Source organism: Citrobacter enshiensis (genome assembly GCF_029338175.1).
Classification (GTDB): Bacteria; Pseudomonadota; Gammaproteobacteria; order Enterobacterales; family Enterobacteriaceae; genus Citrobacter_D; species Citrobacter_D enshiensis.
This window is the reverse complement of sequence record NZ_CP119862.1, coordinates 1,489,947-1,508,085: the sequence shown is the minus strand read 5'-3', so window position 1 is coordinate 1,508,085 and position 18,139 is coordinate 1,489,947. Positions and strand designations below refer to the sequence as shown.

The window sequence follows — 18,139 nt, the reverse complement described above, 5'->3', positions numbered from 1 at the left end:
ATTGCACCATAACAGTGCCTGGAACTTATCATGCACCGCTTTGGTTAACCAAAACGGTGCAGTAAATTTCCCGCTGCGGCGAATCAGTCACCGTAGACATTAAAGTCAAAGTACTTTTTCGCCATTTTGTCGTAGGTACCGTCTTTACGCAGTTCGCCCAGCGCTTTATCAAACGCCGCTTTCAGCTCGGTATCGTCTTTACGCAGACCAATACCGGTACCGTCGCCAAAGTACTTCTTGTCTTTCACAGAAGGACCGGCAAACGCATAGTCTTTACCGGCAGGCTGTTTGAGGAACCCTTCGCTGGCCGCCACTTCATCCTGCAATGCAGCATCAAGACGTCCCGCCGTCAGGTCAGAATAGATGAGATCCTGGTTGGCATAGGCCACGACATCGACGCCTTTGCTCCGCCAGGTATCGTTGGCATAGGCCTCCTGCGTTGAGCCTTGCAGGACACCAACGTGTTTTCCTTTCAGTGAATCGAGGGTTGGCTGAATCGGCGAACCTTTCGCGGCAATCAATCGCGAGTCAGCGGCATACAGTTTGTCGGAGAAGGCAATCTCCTGCTGACGTTTCTCGGTGATAGAGAGAGAAGAGATAATCGCATCAATTTTTTTCGCTTTCAGCGACGGAATGAGCGCATCAAAGTCACTGGCGACCCACGTACACTTAACCTGCATACGCTTACACATTTCGTTACCCAGATCGATATCAAACCCAACGAAATCCCCTTTGGCATCTTTCGATGAGAAAGGCGCATACGTGGTATCTGTTCCAATGCGAATCGTCTGTGGCAGTGCTGCGTAGCTGGCCGCTGTCGCGGAAAGTCCTACCAGCAAAGACAAAGCGAGAACCGTCTTCTTCATACATAACCCTCAAGTGGCGTAATTTTATTATGTTTTACGTTGTGTTGTGTGTTTGCAGACTTTTTCATGCAGGTCTTATGCCATTTTAACGTCAATGAGGATATTTGACGTTAAATTTGTTAATAAAACGTTGCAATATTGTCCTGATGTTGAAGATAGCAGGTCTGGCGGTTGAACCGCAGCGTTTCGGTGGGTTTTGACGAATTAAATGTTGAGGATATGATCGCGGTTACAAAATTGCCCTGAAACAGGGCAACGGAATGAATTATGCGCGGGGGAAGTGCAAATTATGCCCCTTGCCAGCGGGTAAAAAGATCCTGCGGCAGAGCAATGTTAAACTGGTCGAGAACGCGATTAACCGTTTGATTAATCACATCATCCAGGGTCTGAGGGCGATGATAAAACGCCGGGACCGGTGGCATAATCACGGCACCAATTTCAGCCGCCTGCGTCATCAGGCGCAGATGTCCAAGATGCAGCGGTGTTTCGCGTACGCACAACACTAACGGGCGACGCTCTTTCAGCACCACATCCGCCGCACGGGTCAGCAATCCATCGGTATAACTGTGCACGATGCCAGAAAGGGTTTTGATAGAGCATGGCAAAATCACCATTCCCGCCGTCTGAAAAGAGCCTGAGGAGATACTGGCCGCAATATCACGCGCATCGTGGGTGACATCAGCGAAAGCCTGCACTTCACGTAAAGAAAAATCCGTTTCCAGCGCAAGCGTCTGCCGCGCCGCCTGACTCATGACCAGATGGGTTTCCACGTCAGCAACGTCGCGCAATACCTGTAATAAGCGCACGCCATAAATCGCGCCGCTAGCGCCAGAAATACCTATGATGAGTCGTTTCACTGTGAGGGCCCTTTGTTCTTAATGGCGAGACTTTGCCGGATTACAGCGTAGGGTGCAACCGTGAATGCGACGGCTCGCAGAGCGAGCTTTCTCGTATCACCAGTCGGACCGGTAACAGCAGGTTTCTCTCCCCTTGCTCATTGAGCAGTAAACGAAACGCATCCCGCCCAAGCTCGTGCTTATCCACCGCCACGGTGGTTAACGCCGGATGCGCCCAGGCCGCCGCATCGATGTCATCGAAACCGACAATCGCGATATCTTCCGGCACTCTAATTCCTTTACGCGCGCATACCCGCATCGCCACCAGCGCGGCAATATCGTTATAGGCAAAGATGGCATCCGGCGGCTGGGGCAGCGCCAGGAGTTTTTCCATCCCGTCAACCAGCGCCTGTTCAATATCTTTGACCGGCGGCGCTTCAACACAGTACTCCGCCGACAACGTCAGTCCGGCGTCAAACAACGCTTGCTGGTACCCTTCCACGCGCTGACGGATACTGTAATGGCGCTGCAAATGGCCCAGAAAAGCGATTCGCTGACGCCCCTGCTCAAGCAAATGCCGTGTCGCAATAAAACCACCGTGATAATTATCGGGATTTACGCAGGGAAAATCCGCAGCCCACAGATCCACCAGTGCAACCGGTAATGCCAGTTTACGTAGCGCCGTCAGGATTTCAGCTTCCAGATAACCAGCACAAATTAGCGCATCCGGCTGGTGCAGATTAATCAGCTCAGCAACGGAATCCTCCGGACCAATGGGCAAAAAGCTCATCGCAATGTCGTTTTCCCGACAGGCGTCAGCGACCCCAAGCATCACGCTGGAATAGAACGGTAATGCGCTGGCAATGTTGTGCTGTCGATGAAGCAAAAACAGCAGGCGCTTGATACGGCCGCTGCGCAAGCGGTTGAAATCGTAGCCTTCAGACGCTGCAATCGCCAGTATTCGCTGACGGGTCTCTTCGCTCAGACCTGGCTGCCCTTTCAGGGCCCGTGAGACCGCAGCAAGAGAAACGCCGCACGCCGTTGCAATGTCTTTGATTCGGGTCTTTTTTGCCATTCCGTTCGTTTTCACCTGTCAAACGTTCTTAAGCCGCTACGGGGTTGTGTTAATCCTCAGGATATCACTTACACGGCTGACTATTAACACTACGTAAATTCTCCTTTGAGTCACTAACAGAATCACTAATGGCGCTCCCTCTGGCGACATTTGTGAGCACGATCAACATTAAAAATATATTTATAGTAAAAATCACGATCATTTTCACAGAGAAAGAAAACCTCCATATACCAGAACCTCAGGCCGGATCTATGCTCGACGTCGTTACAATTTTAGTAAAAACCGTCAGAGATATGCCGTAATGACTCTTTAAATCACCACCCTGTTCGAGGATTGGTTATGACAATGGCTGATAACCTGGATACTGATACACAGACAATTGATACGGGAGAGACACTCTCGACCCGCGAAAAAATAGGCTATGGATTAGGCGATGCCGGCGGGCACTGCATCTCAGATTTGATAAGCGGCTTTTTACTCTTTTTCTACACCGACGTTTTTGGCTTGAGTCCGGCCATCGTGGGTACGATGTTTTTTGTTCTGCGCATCTTCGATGCAGTCTCTGACCCTGTAATGGGCGTGATTGCCGACCGGACCCAGAGTCGCTGGGGACGCTTTCGCCCATGGCAACTGTGGACGGCGGTTCCGCTGGGTATCATCGGTATCCTGACGTTTACCGTTCCGGATATCAGCCCCAATATAAAAATCGCCTGGGCCTTCGGTACCTACTTTCTGCTATCCCTTGGCTACACCGCCAACAACGTCCCCTACTGCGCGCTGATTAACGCCGTCACTAACCGTCACGATCAGGTGATGTCCTGCCAGTCATGGCGCTTTGTATTAAGCGGTGCTGCCGGATTTCTGGTCGCCGTCGGCCTGCCATGGATGGTTGAATTCTTCGGTCAGGGAAATCTGGCGAAAGGCTACCAGTATGGTGTAACCGTACTGTGTACCGTGGGTATGGTGATGTTTTTACTCTGCTTCCTCTGGGTTAAAGAGCGCGTTCCGTTATCGCTGGCCGGCAAATTTACCATCCGCCAGCACCTGGCCGGTTTACGTAAAAACGATCAACTTCTGCTGATGCTGGTGATGTCCTTCCTGCTAGTGAACATTCTGTGTATCCGCGGCGGCGGCTATATGTACTTTATCTCTTACGTCCTGCAAGGTAGCGCCGGGTTTATGTCACTGTTTTTCGGGGTGCTTACCCTTGCAGGGATTGCGGGCGCGATCATTGTTAACCCCCTCTCCCGTCGTATCGACATGGTGCGCCTGTATTACTACACCAACCTGATCCTGGTGGTGATCGGCATTGCGATGTGGTTTCTGCCGACCGGACCACAGTATCGCCTCCTTTGGCTGGGTTGCATCGCCCTGAACAGCGTGATCCTCGGTTTCACCCTGCCACTACATTTCTCCATTATGGCGTTCGCCGACGACTACGGTGAATGGAAAAACGGCGTGCGCTCATCCGGGATGAACTTTGCCTTCAACCTCTTTTTCATCAAGCTCTCGTGGGCCTCATCCGGCGGCATCATCAGCGTTCTCCTGATTATGGTGGCCTATCACCCAGGGCTGGAAAACCAGACCGCTGCGTCACTTCAGGGCATCACCCTGTTACAGAGCATCGTGCCCGCCATTTTTCATCTCGCGCTGGCGCTGTGCCTGCTCAAGTGCCGTCTGAACGGCCCAATGATGCAGCGTATTGCAACCGATCTTCACCAACGACATTCACACATATCCTGAGGTAAACATGATGCAGTCTGATGTGATTGAAGCCGATCTGAACCGAATCATCATCACCGATCCGTTTTTAGGCGAGTACCAGCGTCTGATCCGCGACGTCGTTATCCCCTACCAATGGCGCGCGCTGAACGATGAAATCCCCGAAGCGGAGCCCAGCCATGCGATGACCAACTACCGCATCGCAGCCGGGTTAGAACAAGGGGAGTTTTACGGCATGGTCTTTCAGGACAGCGATGTCACCAAATGGCTGGAAGCGGTCGCCTGGTCGTTAAGCCAGAAGCCTGACTCCACGCTTGAAAAAACGGCCGATGAGGTCATCGAGCTGCTGGCGAAGGCGCAATGTGACGATGGCTACCTCAATACCTGGTACACCGTAAAAGAGCCCGGTCTGCGCTGGACCAATGTCGCCGAATGCCATGAGCTGTACTGTGCCGGACACCTGTTCGAAGCCGCAGTGGCATTCTTTAATGCCACCGGTAAACGTCGGCTGCTGGAAATCGCCTGCCGCTTTGCCGATCATATTGACTCGGTGTTCGGTCCCAATGACGGCCAACTGCGTGGTTATCCCGGTCACCCGGAAATTGAACTGGCGCTGATGCGTCTGTATGAAGTGACTCATGAACCGCGCTACCAGGCACTGGCCCGTTTCTTCCTGGAAGAGCGGGGTAAGCAGCCGTACTACTACGATATTGAGTTTGCAAAGCGCGGCGGCAGCTGGCACTGGGACGGCTGGGCCGATGCGTGGATGGTGAAGGACAAAGCCTACACCCACTCGCACAAGCCGCTCTCAGAACAGAGCGAAGCCGTCGGTCACGCGGTGCGTTCGGTCTACCTGATGACCGGTCTGGCGCATATCACCCGCATGACCGGCGACGAAGAGAAGCGTCAGACCTGCCTGCGCATCTGGAATAATATGGTTCAGCGTCGCATGTACATTACCGGCGGTATTGGTTCGCAGGGGATCGGCGAAGCGTTTACCAGCGACTACGATTTGCCGAACGACACGGCCTACGGCGAAAGCTGTGCCTCCATCGGCCTGATGATGTTTGCTCGCCGCATGCTGGAAATGGAGGGCGACGCGCATTATGCAGATGTTATGGAGCGCGCATTTTATAACACCGTACTTGGCGGTATGGCGCTGGACGGTAAGCATTTCTTCTACGTAAACCCGCTGGAAACGCATCCGAAAAGCATTCCGCATAACCATATTTACGACCACATTAAACCGGTTCGCCAGCGCTGGTTTGGCTGTGCCTGCTGTCCGCCCAATATTGCCCGTACGCTGGTCGCCATTGGTCACTATATTTTCACACCGCGCCCGGACGCGCTGTTTATCAACTTTTATGCCGGAAGTGAGGCGCAGTTTACGGTTAGCGAGCATACGCTGGCGCTGAACATAACGGGCAACTATCCGTGGGATGAACAGGTGACCATTCGCTTCAGTCAGACGCAGGGGGTTGAACACACGATAGCGCTGCGTCTGCCAGAGTGGTGTGCCGCGCCACGCGTACAGGTGAATGGTGAAGCCGCACAGGGCGAAGTGATTAAAGGTTATCTGCATCTGCACCGTCAGTGGCAGGAAGGAGACTGCATTACGCTAAATTTACCGATGACCACTCGCCGCGTTTACGCCAATCCGCTGGTGCGCCATGCGGCAGGCAAGGTGGCGATTCAACGCGGCCCGCTGGTATATTGCCTGGAAGAAGCAGATAACGGCGCGGAACTGCACAATTTGTCCCTGCCTAAAGAGAGCGAGCTGCGTGAAATCCAGGGGGTCGGCGTACTGACAGGGAAAATACTGCTGCAGGCCGAAGGGTTGCGCGTGCTGACCGCCGGGGAGGATACGCCGCTGTACAGCTTTGATCACCGTCAGACGACGGTTACCAGGCAGACGTTAACTTTTATTCCATGGTTTAGCTGGGCGAACCGTGGTGAAGGTGAAATGCGTATCTGGGTTGATGAAGCTTAATAAAAATGCCGGATGGCGACGCTAGCGCATCTTATCCGGCCTACAAGGCACTTTCCCGTAGGCCGGATCAGGCGAAGCCGTCATCCGGCATTTCCAGCGTTAACCTTCGTTGTGCATCTCGAGGTTTTCGACTTCGTTCTGACGTTGTACCGCTTTGGCGTCGTCATTACGCAGGGTATCCAGGAAATCGAGGTACTGCTGGTCAACATCTTTCGTCACATACACGCCATTAAACACTGAACATTCAAACTGTTGAATATCCGGGTTCTCGGCACGTACGGCTTCGATCAGATCGTTCAGATCCTGGAAGATGAGCCCATCCGCCCCGATGATCTGGCGGATTTCGTCGACTTCACGACCATGCGCGATAAGCTCCGTCGCCGTCGGCATATCAATACCGTAGACATTCGGGAAGCGAACCTCCGGCGCAGCAGAAGCGAGATAAACCTTCTTCGCCCCGGCTTCACGGGCCATCTCAATAATCTGCTCGGAGGTTGTCCCGCGCACGATAGAGTCATCCACCAGCAGGACGTTTTTATCGCGGAATTCCGCGCGATTGGCGTTCAGCTTACGGCGCACTGATTTACGGCGCAGCTGCTGGCCCGGCATGATAAAGGTACGGCCTACATAGCGGTTTTTCACAAACCCCTGGCGGTACGGTTTACCCAGAATGCGCGCGATTTCCAGCGCGATATCACACGAGGTTTCCGGAATCGGAATGACCACGTCGATATCCAGATCTTCCCATTCACGGGCAATTTTCTCTCCCAGTTTGGTGCCCATATTCACGCGGGCGCTGTAGACGGAAATCTTATCGATAAAGGAGTCAGGGCGCGCAAAGTAAACGTACTCGAACAGGCAAGGATTGCTGACCGGATTATCAGCACACTGACGGGTAAACAACTGGCCTTTTTCGGTGATATACACCGCTTCGCCAGGTGCTACATCGCGCAGGAACTCATAACCCAGAGTATCAAGGGCAACGCTTTCGGAAGCGACCATATACTCGGTACGACCATCGCCAATATCACGTTTGCCCAGCACTAACGGGCGAATGCCATTAGGATCGCGGAACGCGACCATGCCATGACCGATAATCATCGCCACGCACGCATACGCGCCGCGGATCTGACGGTTAGTCGCCGCGATGGCGGCAAAAATATTGTCGGCTTCCAGCGGATAATGGCGGAAGTTATCCAGTTCGCTGGCGAACACATTGAGCAGAATTTCAGAATCTGACGTGGTGTTGATGTGGCGGCGTTTTTCTTCAAACAGCTTTTTACGCAACTCATGCGCATTGGTCAGATTGCCATTATGGGCAAGCGTAATACCATACGGTGAGTTGACGTAAAAAGGTTGAGCTTCGGAGGCGCTGGAACTGCCAGCCGTAGGGTAACGCACATGACCGATGCCCATATTGCCTTGTAAACGCAACATGTGGCGAGCTTCGAAAATATCGCTCACTAAGCCATTCGCCTTGCGCAGGCGGAAGCAGTTGTTCGCATCGATGGTGATGATGCCTGCGGCATCCTGACCACGATGCTGGAGCACCGTTAACGCGTCATAAATCGACTGGTTGACCGGCATAACACCGGCGATACCGACAATACCGCACATACGTCTTTTCCTCGTTAAGCCACATCTCAGAACTCAGTTATGTTCTGGGCAAGAAACTTGACGAGCTTTGCAGATAGTCAAAGAACCATCTGATGATGAAACTGAACTGTGGGATAAGCTGCGACTTACTCCAGTCTTCACTTTTCGACAGGCCTGTAAAGGTATCGAGAAAGAACAGAATGGCGGCGACTATTAACGCTCCTCGCAGAGCCCCGAAACAGATCCCCAATACCCTGTCAGTTCCCGACAGACCGGTTTTCTCGACCAGCTGACCTATCACAAAATTGACGATAGCGCCGACGATAAGCGTCGCGATAAACAGTATCGCGATAGCAATCCCATTTCGAACCAGTTCGTCATCAAAGCCCGTAAACCAGACAGACAGGTAAGTGTAGTAATGGCTGGCGACAAAGAAAGCACAACCCCATGTCACCAACGATAAAGCTTCACGAACAAAGCCACGGATCAGGCTAACCAGACAGGAAAAACCAATCACCGCGATAATGGCGTAATCAATCCAGACCATACATGTCCCACGATTTTACGCCCTGTCGTCCTGTTCGGGGCGCATTCTAACAGAAAAAGAAAACGTTTGCGTAGGGATTTCCTTTCCACGCGTAAATAAAAATGGCGCTGAAAAAATCTTCAACGCCATCGTACTTTTTGCCTCAATGGGCAGTGTCGGATGGCGGTGTAAACACCTTATCCGACCTACAGAAGTGTCGGGCCGTAGGCCTGATAAGCGCAGCGCCATCAGGCAACGACTTCACTTAATTCGGGCTGTAACCCATCACTACCCCACTTAAACCGGAGATCTGCTGAAGCTCACCCAGTGAACTTTTCAACTTGTCTCTTGAAGCATCAGGTCCAACGAGAATACGGGTTATTTTACCCTGTACTGGCGTTGAGGGGGAAGTATATACCCGGAATCCCGCGCCACGAAGTTTACCGACTATCTCATTGACCTTATCAGCATTTTTCAATGCGCCCAGCTGTACAACCCAGGCTTTACCGGTCGGTGCCGGTTTTTCCTCGACAACCGGTTTCGGCGCAGGAGGCGGCGTCGGCGTCACCGCTACCGGTTGTTCACGCGGCGGTTGCGGCTTCGGCTTTTCAACCGGTTTTGGTTTGGGTTGTTCGACAGGCACAGGAACCGGATCGAGATCGGCGGTATTGTTCAACGCCAGACGAGACGGATCGAGGGATGGCGCAGCCGCGTCCCCTGCCCTGACCTCTTCCGCCGCGCCTTCAGGCGGCTGGGTCGGTAGCGCCTGCGTCGCTGCAGGCATCATATCCGGCTCATCACGGTCACCAGGTTTCGGTACCAGCGGGATCGCGGCAAACTCATCCTGATAATGTTTTTTCTGCCCGTCAAGCAGCCCAGGAAGCACGATCACCCCAAGCGCGACCAGCACAATGGTGCCGACTAAACGATTCTGAAATTTACTTGCCACCGTTTCTCCCCGCGTCAATCACTTCCATGACATGTGCGACAGTGTGAAACGATCCACACACCAGCACGGTATCCTCTGGTTTTGCGTCCGCCATTGCCGCATGCCATGCCAGAGCAACGCTGTCATAGGCGTTACCGCTCCCCAGATGTTCCAGCAATTGCTCCGCCGTCGCACCTCGCGGCCCTTCCAACGGCGCGCAATACCAGTCATCGACCACGCTTTTCAACCAGGCCAATGTCCCTGCAATATCTTTATCATGTAGCATACCGATAACAGCAAGCACTCGCCCGCTTTTCGGCAACATTTTCATGCGCCCGGTAAGATATTCCGCCGCATGAGGATTATGGGCAACATCAAGAATAACACGGGGCGATTCGCGCAAAATCTGAAAACGCCCCGGCAAAATAGCCTGAGCAATCCCTTCGCGAATCGCTTTTTCACTGACGTTCAGTGCACTGGCGCGTAGCGCGGCCAGCGCGGTGGCAGCATTAGGTTGTGGCACCTGCGGCAAGGGTAAATCCGTCACCGTGCCGTTGCTGTCGGTAAACGACCAGCTATCACCTGACACCTCAAAATGCCAGTCCACACCCCGACGACGTAACAGCGCTCCGGTTTCCTGCGCAACATCGGCGATGGTGTAAGGCATTTCAGGTTCGCCAACAATGGCCGGTTTTTCCGCACGAAAGATCCCCGCTTTCTCGCGGCCGATGCTTTCACGATCCGGTCCCAGCCAGTCAGTATGATCCAGCGCGATGCTGGTCACGACAGAGACATCTGCATCCACAATATTGGTGGCATCCAGACGACCGCCTAGCCCCACCTCCAGAATCACCACATCAAGCTGCGCCTGTTTAAACAGCCACAGCGCAGAAAGCGTGCCGTACTCAAAATAGGTTAGCGAAATATCACCGCGAGATTCTTCGATTTCTGCAAACGACGCGGTATGCGCAGACTCGGGTAATTCCTGCCCCTGCACCCGCACACGTTCAGTGTAGCGCACCAGATGTGGGGAACTGTAGACACCCACTTTATAGCCCGCCGCCATCAGCACGGATTCCAGCGTGCGGCAGGTCGTGCCCTTACCGTTCGTTCCGGCCACCGTAAAGACAAACGGGGCGGGCTTAAGAACACCGAGACGGGCCGCAACCTGACTTACACGCTCAAGGCCCAGCTCGATGGTTTTACTGTGCAGGTTTTCCAGATAAGAAAGCCACGAGGCCAGGGGCGACGCGGCTTTAGGGATTCGTTTATTGTCCATGATTTATGTAAATTCGCTACGGTGAGAAAAGAAAAAGGGCAGCGCCGATGGCCCTGCCCTTTTCAGTTATCAGGCCTCTGCTTCCTGATCCGGTACCGGCGGTACCACCACACCCTCGCGCGGTTCATCTGGATCCGGCGCTGGGAGGTTCATCAGCTTCGCCAGAACGCTTGCCAGTTTCAGGCGCATTTCCGGACGGCGGACGATCATATCGATAGCGCCTTTTTCAATCAGGAACTCACTGCGCTGGAATCCCGGCGGCAGCTTCTCACGTACGGTTTGCTCGATAACGCGTGGGCCAGCGAAGCCGATCAGCGCTTTCGGTTCCGCAATATTGAGATCGCCCAACATCGCGAAGCTTGCGGATACGCCACCCATCGTTGGATCGGTCAGTACGGAGATATACGGTAATCCGCGTTCCTGCATTTTCGCCAACGCTGCGGAGGTTTTCGCCATCTGCATCAGCGACATCAGCGCTTCTTGCATACGCGCGCCACCGGAAGCGGAGAAGCAGATCAGCGGACAGTTATCTTCCAGCGCCTGTTCAACGGCACGAACGAAACGTGCGCCGACGACAGAGCCCATAGAACCGCCCATGAAAGAGAATTCAAACGCAGCAGCGACAACAGGCATACCGTGAAGCGTGCCTTTCATCACGACCATAGCGTCTTTCTCTCCGGTTTCTTTTTGCGCGGACGCCAGTCTGTCTTTGTACTTCTTGGAGTCACGGAACTTCAGCGCATCTTTCGGCTCAAGTTCACTACCCAGTTCCACAAGAGTCCCTTCATCTAACAGGCTATGCAGGCGATTGCGCGCCGACATGCGCATATGATGATCACACTTCGGACAGACCTCAAGATTACGTTCCAGCTCAGCACGGTATAAAACCTGACCGCAGCTATCACACTTGGTCCACACCCCTTCAGGAATGCTTGCCTTGCGGGTGGGAGTAATGTTGCTTTTAATTCGTTCAATCCAGCTCATTAGTGACCTTTCTGCCTGAACCTGGTTCGATGCCAGTTTTATCTTTGGGGGCGCATAATGCCATTTTTGCCCCCAACAGACCATGAATGTTGCACATTAAAACATAACAGCCCGAAACTTTGGATAAAAAAGTGGTCGAACCGCTGAGTTACTTTCTATTTTGCGGCACGTGACGCCGCACGCTTATGGCGAATAATTTCAATGATACCCGGTAATACCGAGAGCACGATAATCGCCACAATCAGCAATTTCAGGTTTTCCTGAACTACCGGCAGATCGCCGAACAGGTAGCCCGCATAGGTAAACAGCAGTACCCAAAGCAGTGCGCCCGTCACGTTGTACAGCGCAAAATGGCGATAGGACATGTGTCCCATTCCCGCCACAAATGGCGCAAATGTACGCACGATGGGAACAAAACGCGCCAGGATAATGGTTTTCCCACCATGGCGTTCATAGAACGCATGGGTTTTATCCAGGTAGCTGCGACGAAAGATCTTCGAGTTCGGATTGCTGAAGAGTTTTTCGCCAAACAGTCGGCCAATCGTGTAGTTCACCGCATCGCCAATAATCGCCGCCACCACCATCAACCCCACCATCAGGTGAACATTGAGATCGTTGGATGGCAACGCTGAAAGCGCCCCCGCCACAAACAGTAGCGAGTCACCTGGCAGAAACGGCGTGACCACCAGGCCAGTTTCGCAGAACAGGATGAGGAACAGAATGGCATAAACCCACACGCCATATTCCGCCACCAGTTCCGCCAGGTGCACATCAATGTGCAAAATAAAATCGATAAGGAAGTAAATCAGATCCATATTTGCTTTTGCCTTTTGTCCCCGTCATATTCCGGGGATACCATTCTGATTAGTCCGCCAGAAACAGCGGGCCCATCGGCGGTTTGGGAAGTTCAAACCGGTCAGGGTAATCTACCGCGACCAGATACAAGCCTTCCGCTTTCGCCGTTGCTGCAGAAAGCCGTCTGTCCTTAGCCGCCAGCAACTCTGCGATCCAGCTCTCCGGCTGGTTGTGGGCGCCTACTTCCATCAGGCTACCGACAATATTCCTTACCATATGATGTACAAAGGCATTTGCTTTGATATCGACCACCACATACGCACCATGACGCGTCACATTAATGTGCATCACATTACGCCACGGCGTGCGTGACTGGCACTGCACTGCGCGAAACGAAGTAAAATCGTTTTCACCAATCAGGCACTGCGCCGCCCGGTGCATACGTTCTGCGTCCAGCGGCTCATAATAGTGCGTAACGCCCTTACCTAAAACCGCCGGACGCAACCGATGATTGTAGATGATGTAGCGATAACGGCGAGCCGTGGCGCTAAACCGGGCGTGAAAATCATCAGGTACAGCTTTCACCCAACGCACAGCGATGTCATCAGGCAAATTCGCATTTACGCCCAGCGTCCACGCTGCATCTTTACGCTGAGCGGTGGTCTCAAAATGCACCACCTGCCCAGTACCATGCACACCAGCGTCCGTACGACCCGCACAAAATACGTTGATACGTTCGTTGGCCACCTGCGAAAGCGCCTTTTCCAGCTTTTCCTGGACACTGCGCACTTCGTTCTGGCGCTGCCAGCCATAATATTTACTGCCGTCGTACTCAATGCCCAGCGCAATTTTATAAACTGACGGCTGTTGCTGGTCAGACATTAGTACAGATACTCCTGCACCAGTTTTTCAGCAATTTTCACCGCCATCAGCGCGCCGCCAAAACGGACGTTATCTGCGACTGACCAAAACTGAATTTGTTCAGGCATACCGTAATCGTTACGAACACAGCCTACGGAAAGCTGTGGATTACCCGTGGCATCGCCGACCTGCGTCGGGAAATTCGTCTCTTCAGACAAGACAATATCTTCGCCGCGAGAGAACGCATCACGTGCCTCTTCAGCTGCCAGCGGACGCAGCGCTTCAAAATTCACCATCTGCGCGTGGCCGTAAAATACCGGCGACTGTACGCAACTGGCAGAGATCATTAATCCCTCATCCTGCAGAATTTTGCGGACTTCATCGACAATGCGACGCTCTTCGCGCACGCTGCCTTCACGATCCGGCAACAGCGGCAACATGTTAAATGCCAGCTGGCGACCAAAATAATCATCTTCATCAATCGGAATGCCGTTAAGCAATTTAACGCTTTGACCTGCCAGCGCATCGACCGCTTTTTTACCGCGCGCGGATGCCGACAAAATGTTCGTCACCGTGATTCGGGAAAGTCCCCCTTCGTCAATCAGCGGCTTCAATGCAGACAGCAACTGGCTGGTCAGGCTGTCAGGAACCGCAATCACGTTGCGGTTACGGTAGTCCGCCAACACAAACGGGTTAACATCCGGCACGACCAGCGGAACATCCGGCTCGAGGGCAAACAGCCCGCTGCTGTCAATCACCAGACAACCGGCATTGGTGGCTTCTTCCACCCAGGCAGCAGAGGCTTCAGCCCCGGCGACAAAAAACGCCAGCTGCGCCTGCGTCCAGTCAAAATCAGCGACATCCTGCACAATGATGGATTTACCGTTAAAGCGCAGATGCTCACCAGCGCTTTCATTGCGCGCCAGCGCATAAATTTCACCGACCGGGAACTGGCGTTCGGCCAGCGTTTCAAGCAGGGCTTCGCCTACGGCACCCGTGGCGCCCAGGATGGCAATATTCCAGCCTTCAGACATGGTGATTTACTCCAGAAAAACATAAGCGTCCCTGCCGAATTATTCGTCAGGGAGCATTAAGAAGACATTAATGTGTTGGGTGGTAAACGGCGTTAAAACCCAGTTTTTTCAACAGCGCAGCCGTTTCAGCGTCATCACACATCACGTACAAAGATGACCACTCACGGCGCTCAAGGTAATTCTTACGCAGTTTATCAAACTCACCCGGAACCCCGGCAACTTTTCGCAACGGGGCATCGTCGCGCCGCACATCATACACCAAATGCACCAGTCTTTTCAGCGTCGGTTGATCTAACGTGCCGTGAAGTGTGATGCGGCCAAACTCTGGCGCGGGTAACAGCGTATCCAGTGCGACTTGCTGCGCCTTATCAATAAATGCGCTATACGCTTCAAAGACCTGAGTGGTGCCGCGCGCTTTCCCTTCCAGGGTATAGCCCGCGATATGTGGCGTACCAATGTCGATCTTTTCCAACAATTCGACATTGAGCTCAGGTTCACCTTCCCAGACATCCAGCACCACGCTTAACGACTGCCCGGCATTCAGTCGCGCCAACAAGGCCGCGTTATCCACCACCGGGCCGCGACTGGCGTTGACCAGAATGGTTCCAGGTTTCAGACGGCGAATCATCGCGTCATCAGCCAGATGCAGCGTCTTATACTGCCCTTGTTTAAAAAGCGGCGTGTGGAAGGTCAGAATATCCGCTTCCTGCACCAGCTCTTCCAGAGAGCGGAAATCGCCCTCGTCCCCACGGTCGGCGCGCGGCGGATCGCACAGCAACGTGCGAATGCCCAGCGCTTCCAGTCGCGCCTGCAGACGACCGCCAACATTCCCTACGCCAATAATGCCCACGGTACGATCGCGTAAAGCAAAACCATCGCGTTCAGCAAGCATCAGCAACGAGGAAAAAACATATTCGACAACCGCGATGGCGTTGCAGCCAGGCGCAGAAGAAAAACCAATCCCAGCCTGTTTCAGCCAGGTCTCATCCACATGGTCAGTGCCTGCGGTCGCCGTTCCGACAAACTTAACGGACTTTCCGCTCAGCAACGATTCGTTCACTTTGGTGACCGAGCGCACCATTAACGCATCTGCGTCTTCGAGTTCAGCAACGGGAATGGGGCGACCTGGAACCGCTTTTACCTCCCCCAAACGACTGAACAATTCGCGGGCATAAGGCATATTTTCATCAACGAGGATTTTCACGTCTGTCGTACCTGTTTGAGAACGAGAGTTAACCGGGCAAGTGTGCCATAATCTCGCCGCCAGGCATACTGCGAGACCTGGTTTGCAAAGATTTAAGGATTAGTGATGATGCAACCCATTTCCGGAACTCCCGCACAACCTCCCGGTGAAGGACAGAACCGTCCTTCCATCGCGGGCGAACAGCCGTTATCCACCCAACAACGCACCGTGCTGGAACGACTGATCACTCGCCTGATTTCGCTGACGCAACAGCAAAGTGCGGAAGTCTGGGCCGGAATAAAACACGATTTGGGGGTAAAAAGCGACACGCCGTTGCTTTCGCGTCATTTCCCTGCCGCTGAACACAATCTCAACCAACGACTGGGGAGCGCCCAGCAAAACCATGCTAATCGTCAGGTGCTGGCGCAATTAACGGAGCTGTTGAGCCTGGGGAACAATCGCCAGGCCGTCAGTGATTTTATCCGCCAGCAGTATAACCAGACAGCGTTAAGCCAGCTTACGCCAGAACAGTTGAAGAACGTGTTGACGCTACTGCAACAAGGGCTGCTCTCTATTCCACAACCGCAGCAGCGCCCGGCGACCGACAGGCCGTTATTACCGGCCGAGCACAATACGCTCAACCAACTCGTGACCAAACTGGCCGCCGCCACGGGAGAATCTGGCAAGCTGATTTGGCAATCAATGCTGGAACTCTCCGGCGTGAAAAGCGGCGAGCTGATCCCGGCTAAACAGTTCACCCATCTGGTGACCTGGTTACAGGCGCGCCAGACACTCAGCCTACAGAACGCGCCCACATTGCAAACGCTGCAGGCGGCGTTGAAGCAGCCGCTAGAGCCGAATGAATTTACGGCAATCAAAGAGTATGCGCAGCAGAGCTATCAGATCCAACCGCAAACGGTTCTGACCACGGTTCAGGTGCAGGATCTGCTTAACCAGATCTTCCTGCGTCGTGTAGAGCGAGACCGGGAATTGAACGATCCGCGCCATATTCAGCCGATCTTCAGCCCGTTCGCGCCGGTTATTGAAACCATTAAATCGCTGTCGGCACGACCGGGGTTACTGTTTATCGCGCTGATGATTGCTCTGGCTATTTTTGGATTGGTTTCCTAACTTTTACGAAAAGAGAGCAATGTCACCATAATGCCCACCACTGCGGAAATCGCCCCGGCCAGAAATACCGAGGGGTAACCGCATGAGGTGGCTAATAGCCCCGCCAGAGGTCCGGTCACGCCGTAGGAAATGTCCTGAAAGGCGGCGTATCCGCCCAACGCGGTGCCCCGAACTTGTGAAGGTACGCGTTTCACCACCTCAACACCCAGCGCCGGAAAGATTAATGAGCACCCAGCCCCGGTTAATGCCGCGCCCAACAAGGCAAACCATGCGGTTGGCGCGAGCCAGAGCAACACCAAACCGGCAGTTTCAACGCACAATGATGCGATGGCCACCCTCACGCCGCCAAAGCGATCCGGCATCCAGCCAAACAGCACGCGCATGAGCACAAATGCGCCACCAAAGGCGGTCAAGGTGAAACCTGCCATCGCCCAGCCGTTGCTGGCAAAGTAGAGAGAAATAAACGTACCTATAACGGCAAACCCGACGCCCTGCAGCGCCAGGCCAACACCGGGTTTCCAGATAAGCCCAACCACGCTCCACAGTGAAGGACGTACGCCTGGATGGGCTGGCACTTTACGCACCGTGCCGTTAAACGCCCACGCCAGCAGCGGAAGCGCCATCGTGGTGCCCGCCAGCGCGGCAAAACCAAAATGACTGTGGATCAACAGTCCAAGCGGCGCACCGGCCGCCAGCGCGCCGTAAATCGCCATCCCGTTCCACGACATCACTTTGCCCGAACGCCCCGGCCCAACCAGCCCCATTCCCCAGGTTAATGTGCCGGTCAGTAACTGGCTTTCACCAAATCCCAGGATCAAGCGCCCGACAATCAGCAGCGCAAATTTAACCGGGATGGAGACCGGCAACAGCGCTGCCAGCAGCCACGCGACGCCCGCCAGTGCACAGGCAAACATGCCCTGTAGCGCAGAACGTTTAGCACCGTATTGATCGGCGAGTCGCCCGGCATAGCCTCGCGTGAGTACCGTAGCCAGAAACTGAATGCCCACGGCGATACCGACCATGGTGTTGCCATAACCCAGCTCCTGATGCACAAAAAGCGGGATGACGGGCAAGGGTAAACCGACCGTCATATAGGTCAGGAAAACCGCAAAGGCGATACGAAAAAGCGAAAAATTCGCAGAAGATGTTTTTTCTGTTTGGGTTACTGCTGTCATGCGTTACTCCGAAATGCAGAGTAAGGCGAGGAATTGCCACGCCCCCTCTACCTGACCGCCAGGATTAAGGTGCGTTGGATAACGTTAAACGCCCACTATTATCAGGAAGATAATGTTGAGCGTGGAGTTTGCCTTTGGGGGCCGGTTATTGTCAACGC

Annotated in this window: 16 protein-coding genes; 3 read left to right on the top strand and 13 right to left on the bottom strand. The window is 53.7% G+C overall.

The window, feature by feature from the left end; genetic code table 11:
• Positions 1–83: 83 nt before the first annotated feature.
• The 3 genes from argT to P2W74_RS07260 all read right to left on the bottom strand — a co-directional run bounded on the left by argT (position 84) and on the right by P2W74_RS07260 (position 2,777).
• Complete coding sequence (gene argT / locus P2W74_RS07270) at positions 84–866, bottom strand: lysine/arginine/ornithine ABC transporter substrate-binding protein ArgT (protein WP_276294493.1); 783 nt, start codon at positions 864–866, stop codon at positions 84–86.
• Positions 867–1,153: 287 nt separating this feature from the next.
• Positions 1,154–1,723, bottom strand: coding sequence for a flavin prenyltransferase UbiX (gene ubiX / locus P2W74_RS07265; RefSeq protein WP_276294492.1), 570 nt, complete (start codon positions 1,721–1,723; stop codon positions 1,154–1,156).
• Between the two features lie 40 nt (positions 1,724–1,763).
• Positions 1,764–2,777: a LacI family DNA-binding transcriptional regulator gene (locus tag P2W74_RS07260; RefSeq protein WP_276294491.1), complete on the bottom strand. Its 1,014-nt coding sequence runs from the start codon at positions 2,775–2,777 to the stop codon at positions 1,764–1,766.
• A gap of 339 nt (positions 2,778–3,116) precedes the next feature.
• On the opposite strand from P2W74_RS07260, the gene P2W74_RS07255 reads away from it, so the two are divergent.
• A complete protein-coding gene (locus tag P2W74_RS07255; RefSeq protein ID WP_276294490.1) occupies positions 3,117–4,520 on the top strand; it encodes an MFS transporter in 1,404 nt (467 codons plus the stop codon).
• A gap of 7 nt (positions 4,521–4,527) precedes the next feature.
• Positions 4,528–6,489 carry a glycoside hydrolase family 127 protein gene (locus P2W74_RS07250; RefSeq protein WP_276294489.1) on the top strand — a complete coding sequence of 654 codons (1,962 nt, stop codon included), beginning with the start codon at positions 4,528–4,530 and terminating at the stop codon, positions 6,487–6,489.
• 99 nt (positions 6,490–6,588) lie between these two features.
• Here P2W74_RS07250 and purF read toward each other — a convergent pair whose 3' ends face one another.
• From purF to pdxB, 9 genes are all read right to left on the bottom strand, one after another.
• On the bottom strand, positions 6,589–8,106 hold the full coding sequence (gene purF, locus P2W74_RS07245; protein ID WP_276294488.1) for an amidophosphoribosyltransferase: 1,518 nt from the start codon (positions 8,104–8,106) through the stop codon (positions 6,589–6,591).
• 37 nt (positions 8,107–8,143) lie between these two features.
• Positions 8,144–8,632, bottom strand: coding sequence for a colicin V production protein (cvpA, locus tag P2W74_RS07240; RefSeq protein ID WP_162383106.1), 489 nt, complete (start codon positions 8,630–8,632; stop codon positions 8,144–8,146).
• Between the two features lie 244 nt (positions 8,633–8,876).
• A complete protein-coding gene (dedD, locus tag P2W74_RS07235; RefSeq protein WP_276294487.1) occupies positions 8,877–9,560 on the bottom strand; it encodes a cell division protein DedD in 684 nt (227 codons plus the stop codon).
• A complete protein-coding gene (folC, locus tag P2W74_RS07230; protein WP_276294486.1) occupies positions 9,550–10,818 on the bottom strand; it encodes a bifunctional tetrahydrofolate synthase/dihydrofolate synthase in 1,269 nt (422 codons plus the stop codon). Before folC ends, dedD begins: the two co-directional genes overlap by 11 nt.
• 69 nt (positions 10,819–10,887) lie before the next feature.
• A complete protein-coding gene (gene accD / locus P2W74_RS07225; RefSeq protein WP_276294485.1) occupies positions 10,888–11,802 on the bottom strand; it encodes an acetyl-CoA carboxylase, carboxyltransferase subunit beta in 915 nt (304 codons plus the stop codon).
• 155 nt (positions 11,803–11,957) lie between these two features.
• Positions 11,958–12,617 carry a DedA family protein gene (locus tag P2W74_RS07220; protein ID WP_192612923.1) on the bottom strand — a complete coding sequence of 220 codons (660 nt, stop codon included), beginning with the start codon at positions 12,615–12,617 and terminating at the stop codon, positions 11,958–11,960.
• A 49-nt stretch (positions 12,618–12,666) separates the two neighbouring features.
• Entirely contained in the window at positions 12,667–13,479 is an 813-nt protein-coding gene (gene truA, locus P2W74_RS07215; protein WP_276294484.1) for a tRNA pseudouridine(38-40) synthase TruA, read from the bottom strand.
• Entirely contained in the window at positions 13,479–14,492 is a 1,014-nt protein-coding gene (locus P2W74_RS07210; protein WP_276294483.1) for an aspartate-semialdehyde dehydrogenase, read from the bottom strand. Before P2W74_RS07210 ends, truA begins: the two co-directional genes overlap by 1 nt.
• Positions 14,493–14,559: 67 nt before the next feature.
• On the bottom strand, positions 14,560–15,696 hold the full coding sequence (gene pdxB / locus P2W74_RS07205) for a 4-phosphoerythronate dehydrogenase PdxB (protein WP_203360548.1): 1,137 nt from the start codon (positions 15,694–15,696) through the stop codon (positions 14,560–14,562).
• A gap of 108 nt (positions 15,697–15,804) precedes the next feature.
• On the opposite strand from pdxB, the gene flk reads away from it, so the two are divergent.
• Positions 15,805–16,806 (top strand): flagella biosynthesis regulator Flk, encoded by a 1,002-nt coding sequence (gene flk / locus P2W74_RS07200; RefSeq protein ID WP_276295138.1) that lies wholly within the window; start codon positions 15,805–15,807, stop codon positions 16,804–16,806.
• Here the strand turns inward: flk and P2W74_RS07195 are convergent.
• The gene (locus tag P2W74_RS07195) at positions 16,803–17,981 is read right to left on the bottom strand and encodes an MFS transporter (protein WP_276294482.1); all 1,179 of its coding nucleotides are present in this window, start codon (positions 17,979–17,981) and stop codon (positions 16,803–16,805) included. The two genes, flk and P2W74_RS07195, sit on opposite strands and share 4 nt — an antisense overlap.
• Positions 17,982–18,139: the final 158 nt, after the last annotated feature.

Coding starts and splice junctions, on each gene's coding strand:
- purF (WP_276294488.1), bottom strand. CDS start 8,106: ATGTGCGGTATTGTCGGTATCGCCGGTGTTATGCCGGTCAACCAGTCG.
- P2W74_RS07260 (WP_276294491.1), bottom strand. CDS start 2,777: ATGGCAAAAAAGACCCGAATCAAAGACATTGCAACGGCGTGCGGCGTT.
- cvpA (WP_162383106.1), bottom strand. CDS start 8,632: ATGGTCTGGATTGATTACGCCATTATCGCGGTGATTGGTTTTTCCTGT.
- argT (WP_276294493.1), bottom strand. CDS start 866: ATGAAGAAGACGGTTCTCGCTTTGTCTTTGCTGGTAGGACTTTCCGCG.
- folC (WP_276294486.1), bottom strand. CDS start 10,818: ATGGACAATAAACGAATCCCTAAAGCCGCGTCGCCCCTGGCCTCGTGG.
- truA (WP_276294484.1), bottom strand. CDS start 13,479: ATGTCTGACCAGCAACAGCCGTCAGTTTATAAAATTGCGCTGGGCATT.
- P2W74_RS07195 (WP_276294482.1), bottom strand. CDS start 17,981: ATGACAGCAGTAACCCAAACAGAAAAAACATCTTCTGCGAATTTTTCG.
- accD (WP_276294485.1), bottom strand. CDS start 11,802: ATGAGCTGGATTGAACGAATTAAAAGCAACATTACTCCCACCCGCAAG.
- P2W74_RS07255 (WP_276294490.1), top strand. CDS start 3,117: ATGACAATGGCTGATAACCTGGATACTGATACACAGACAATTGATACG.
- flk (WP_276295138.1), top strand. CDS start 15,805: ATGCAACCCATTTCCGGAACTCCCGCACAACCTCCCGGTGAAGGACAG.
- P2W74_RS07250 (WP_276294489.1), top strand. CDS start 4,528: ATGATGCAGTCTGATGTGATTGAAGCCGATCTGAACCGAATCATCATC.
- P2W74_RS07220 (WP_192612923.1), bottom strand. CDS start 12,617: ATGGATCTGATTTACTTCCTTATCGATTTTATTTTGCACATTGATGTG.
- P2W74_RS07210 (WP_276294483.1), bottom strand. CDS start 14,492: ATGTCTGAAGGCTGGAATATTGCCATCCTGGGCGCCACGGGTGCCGTA.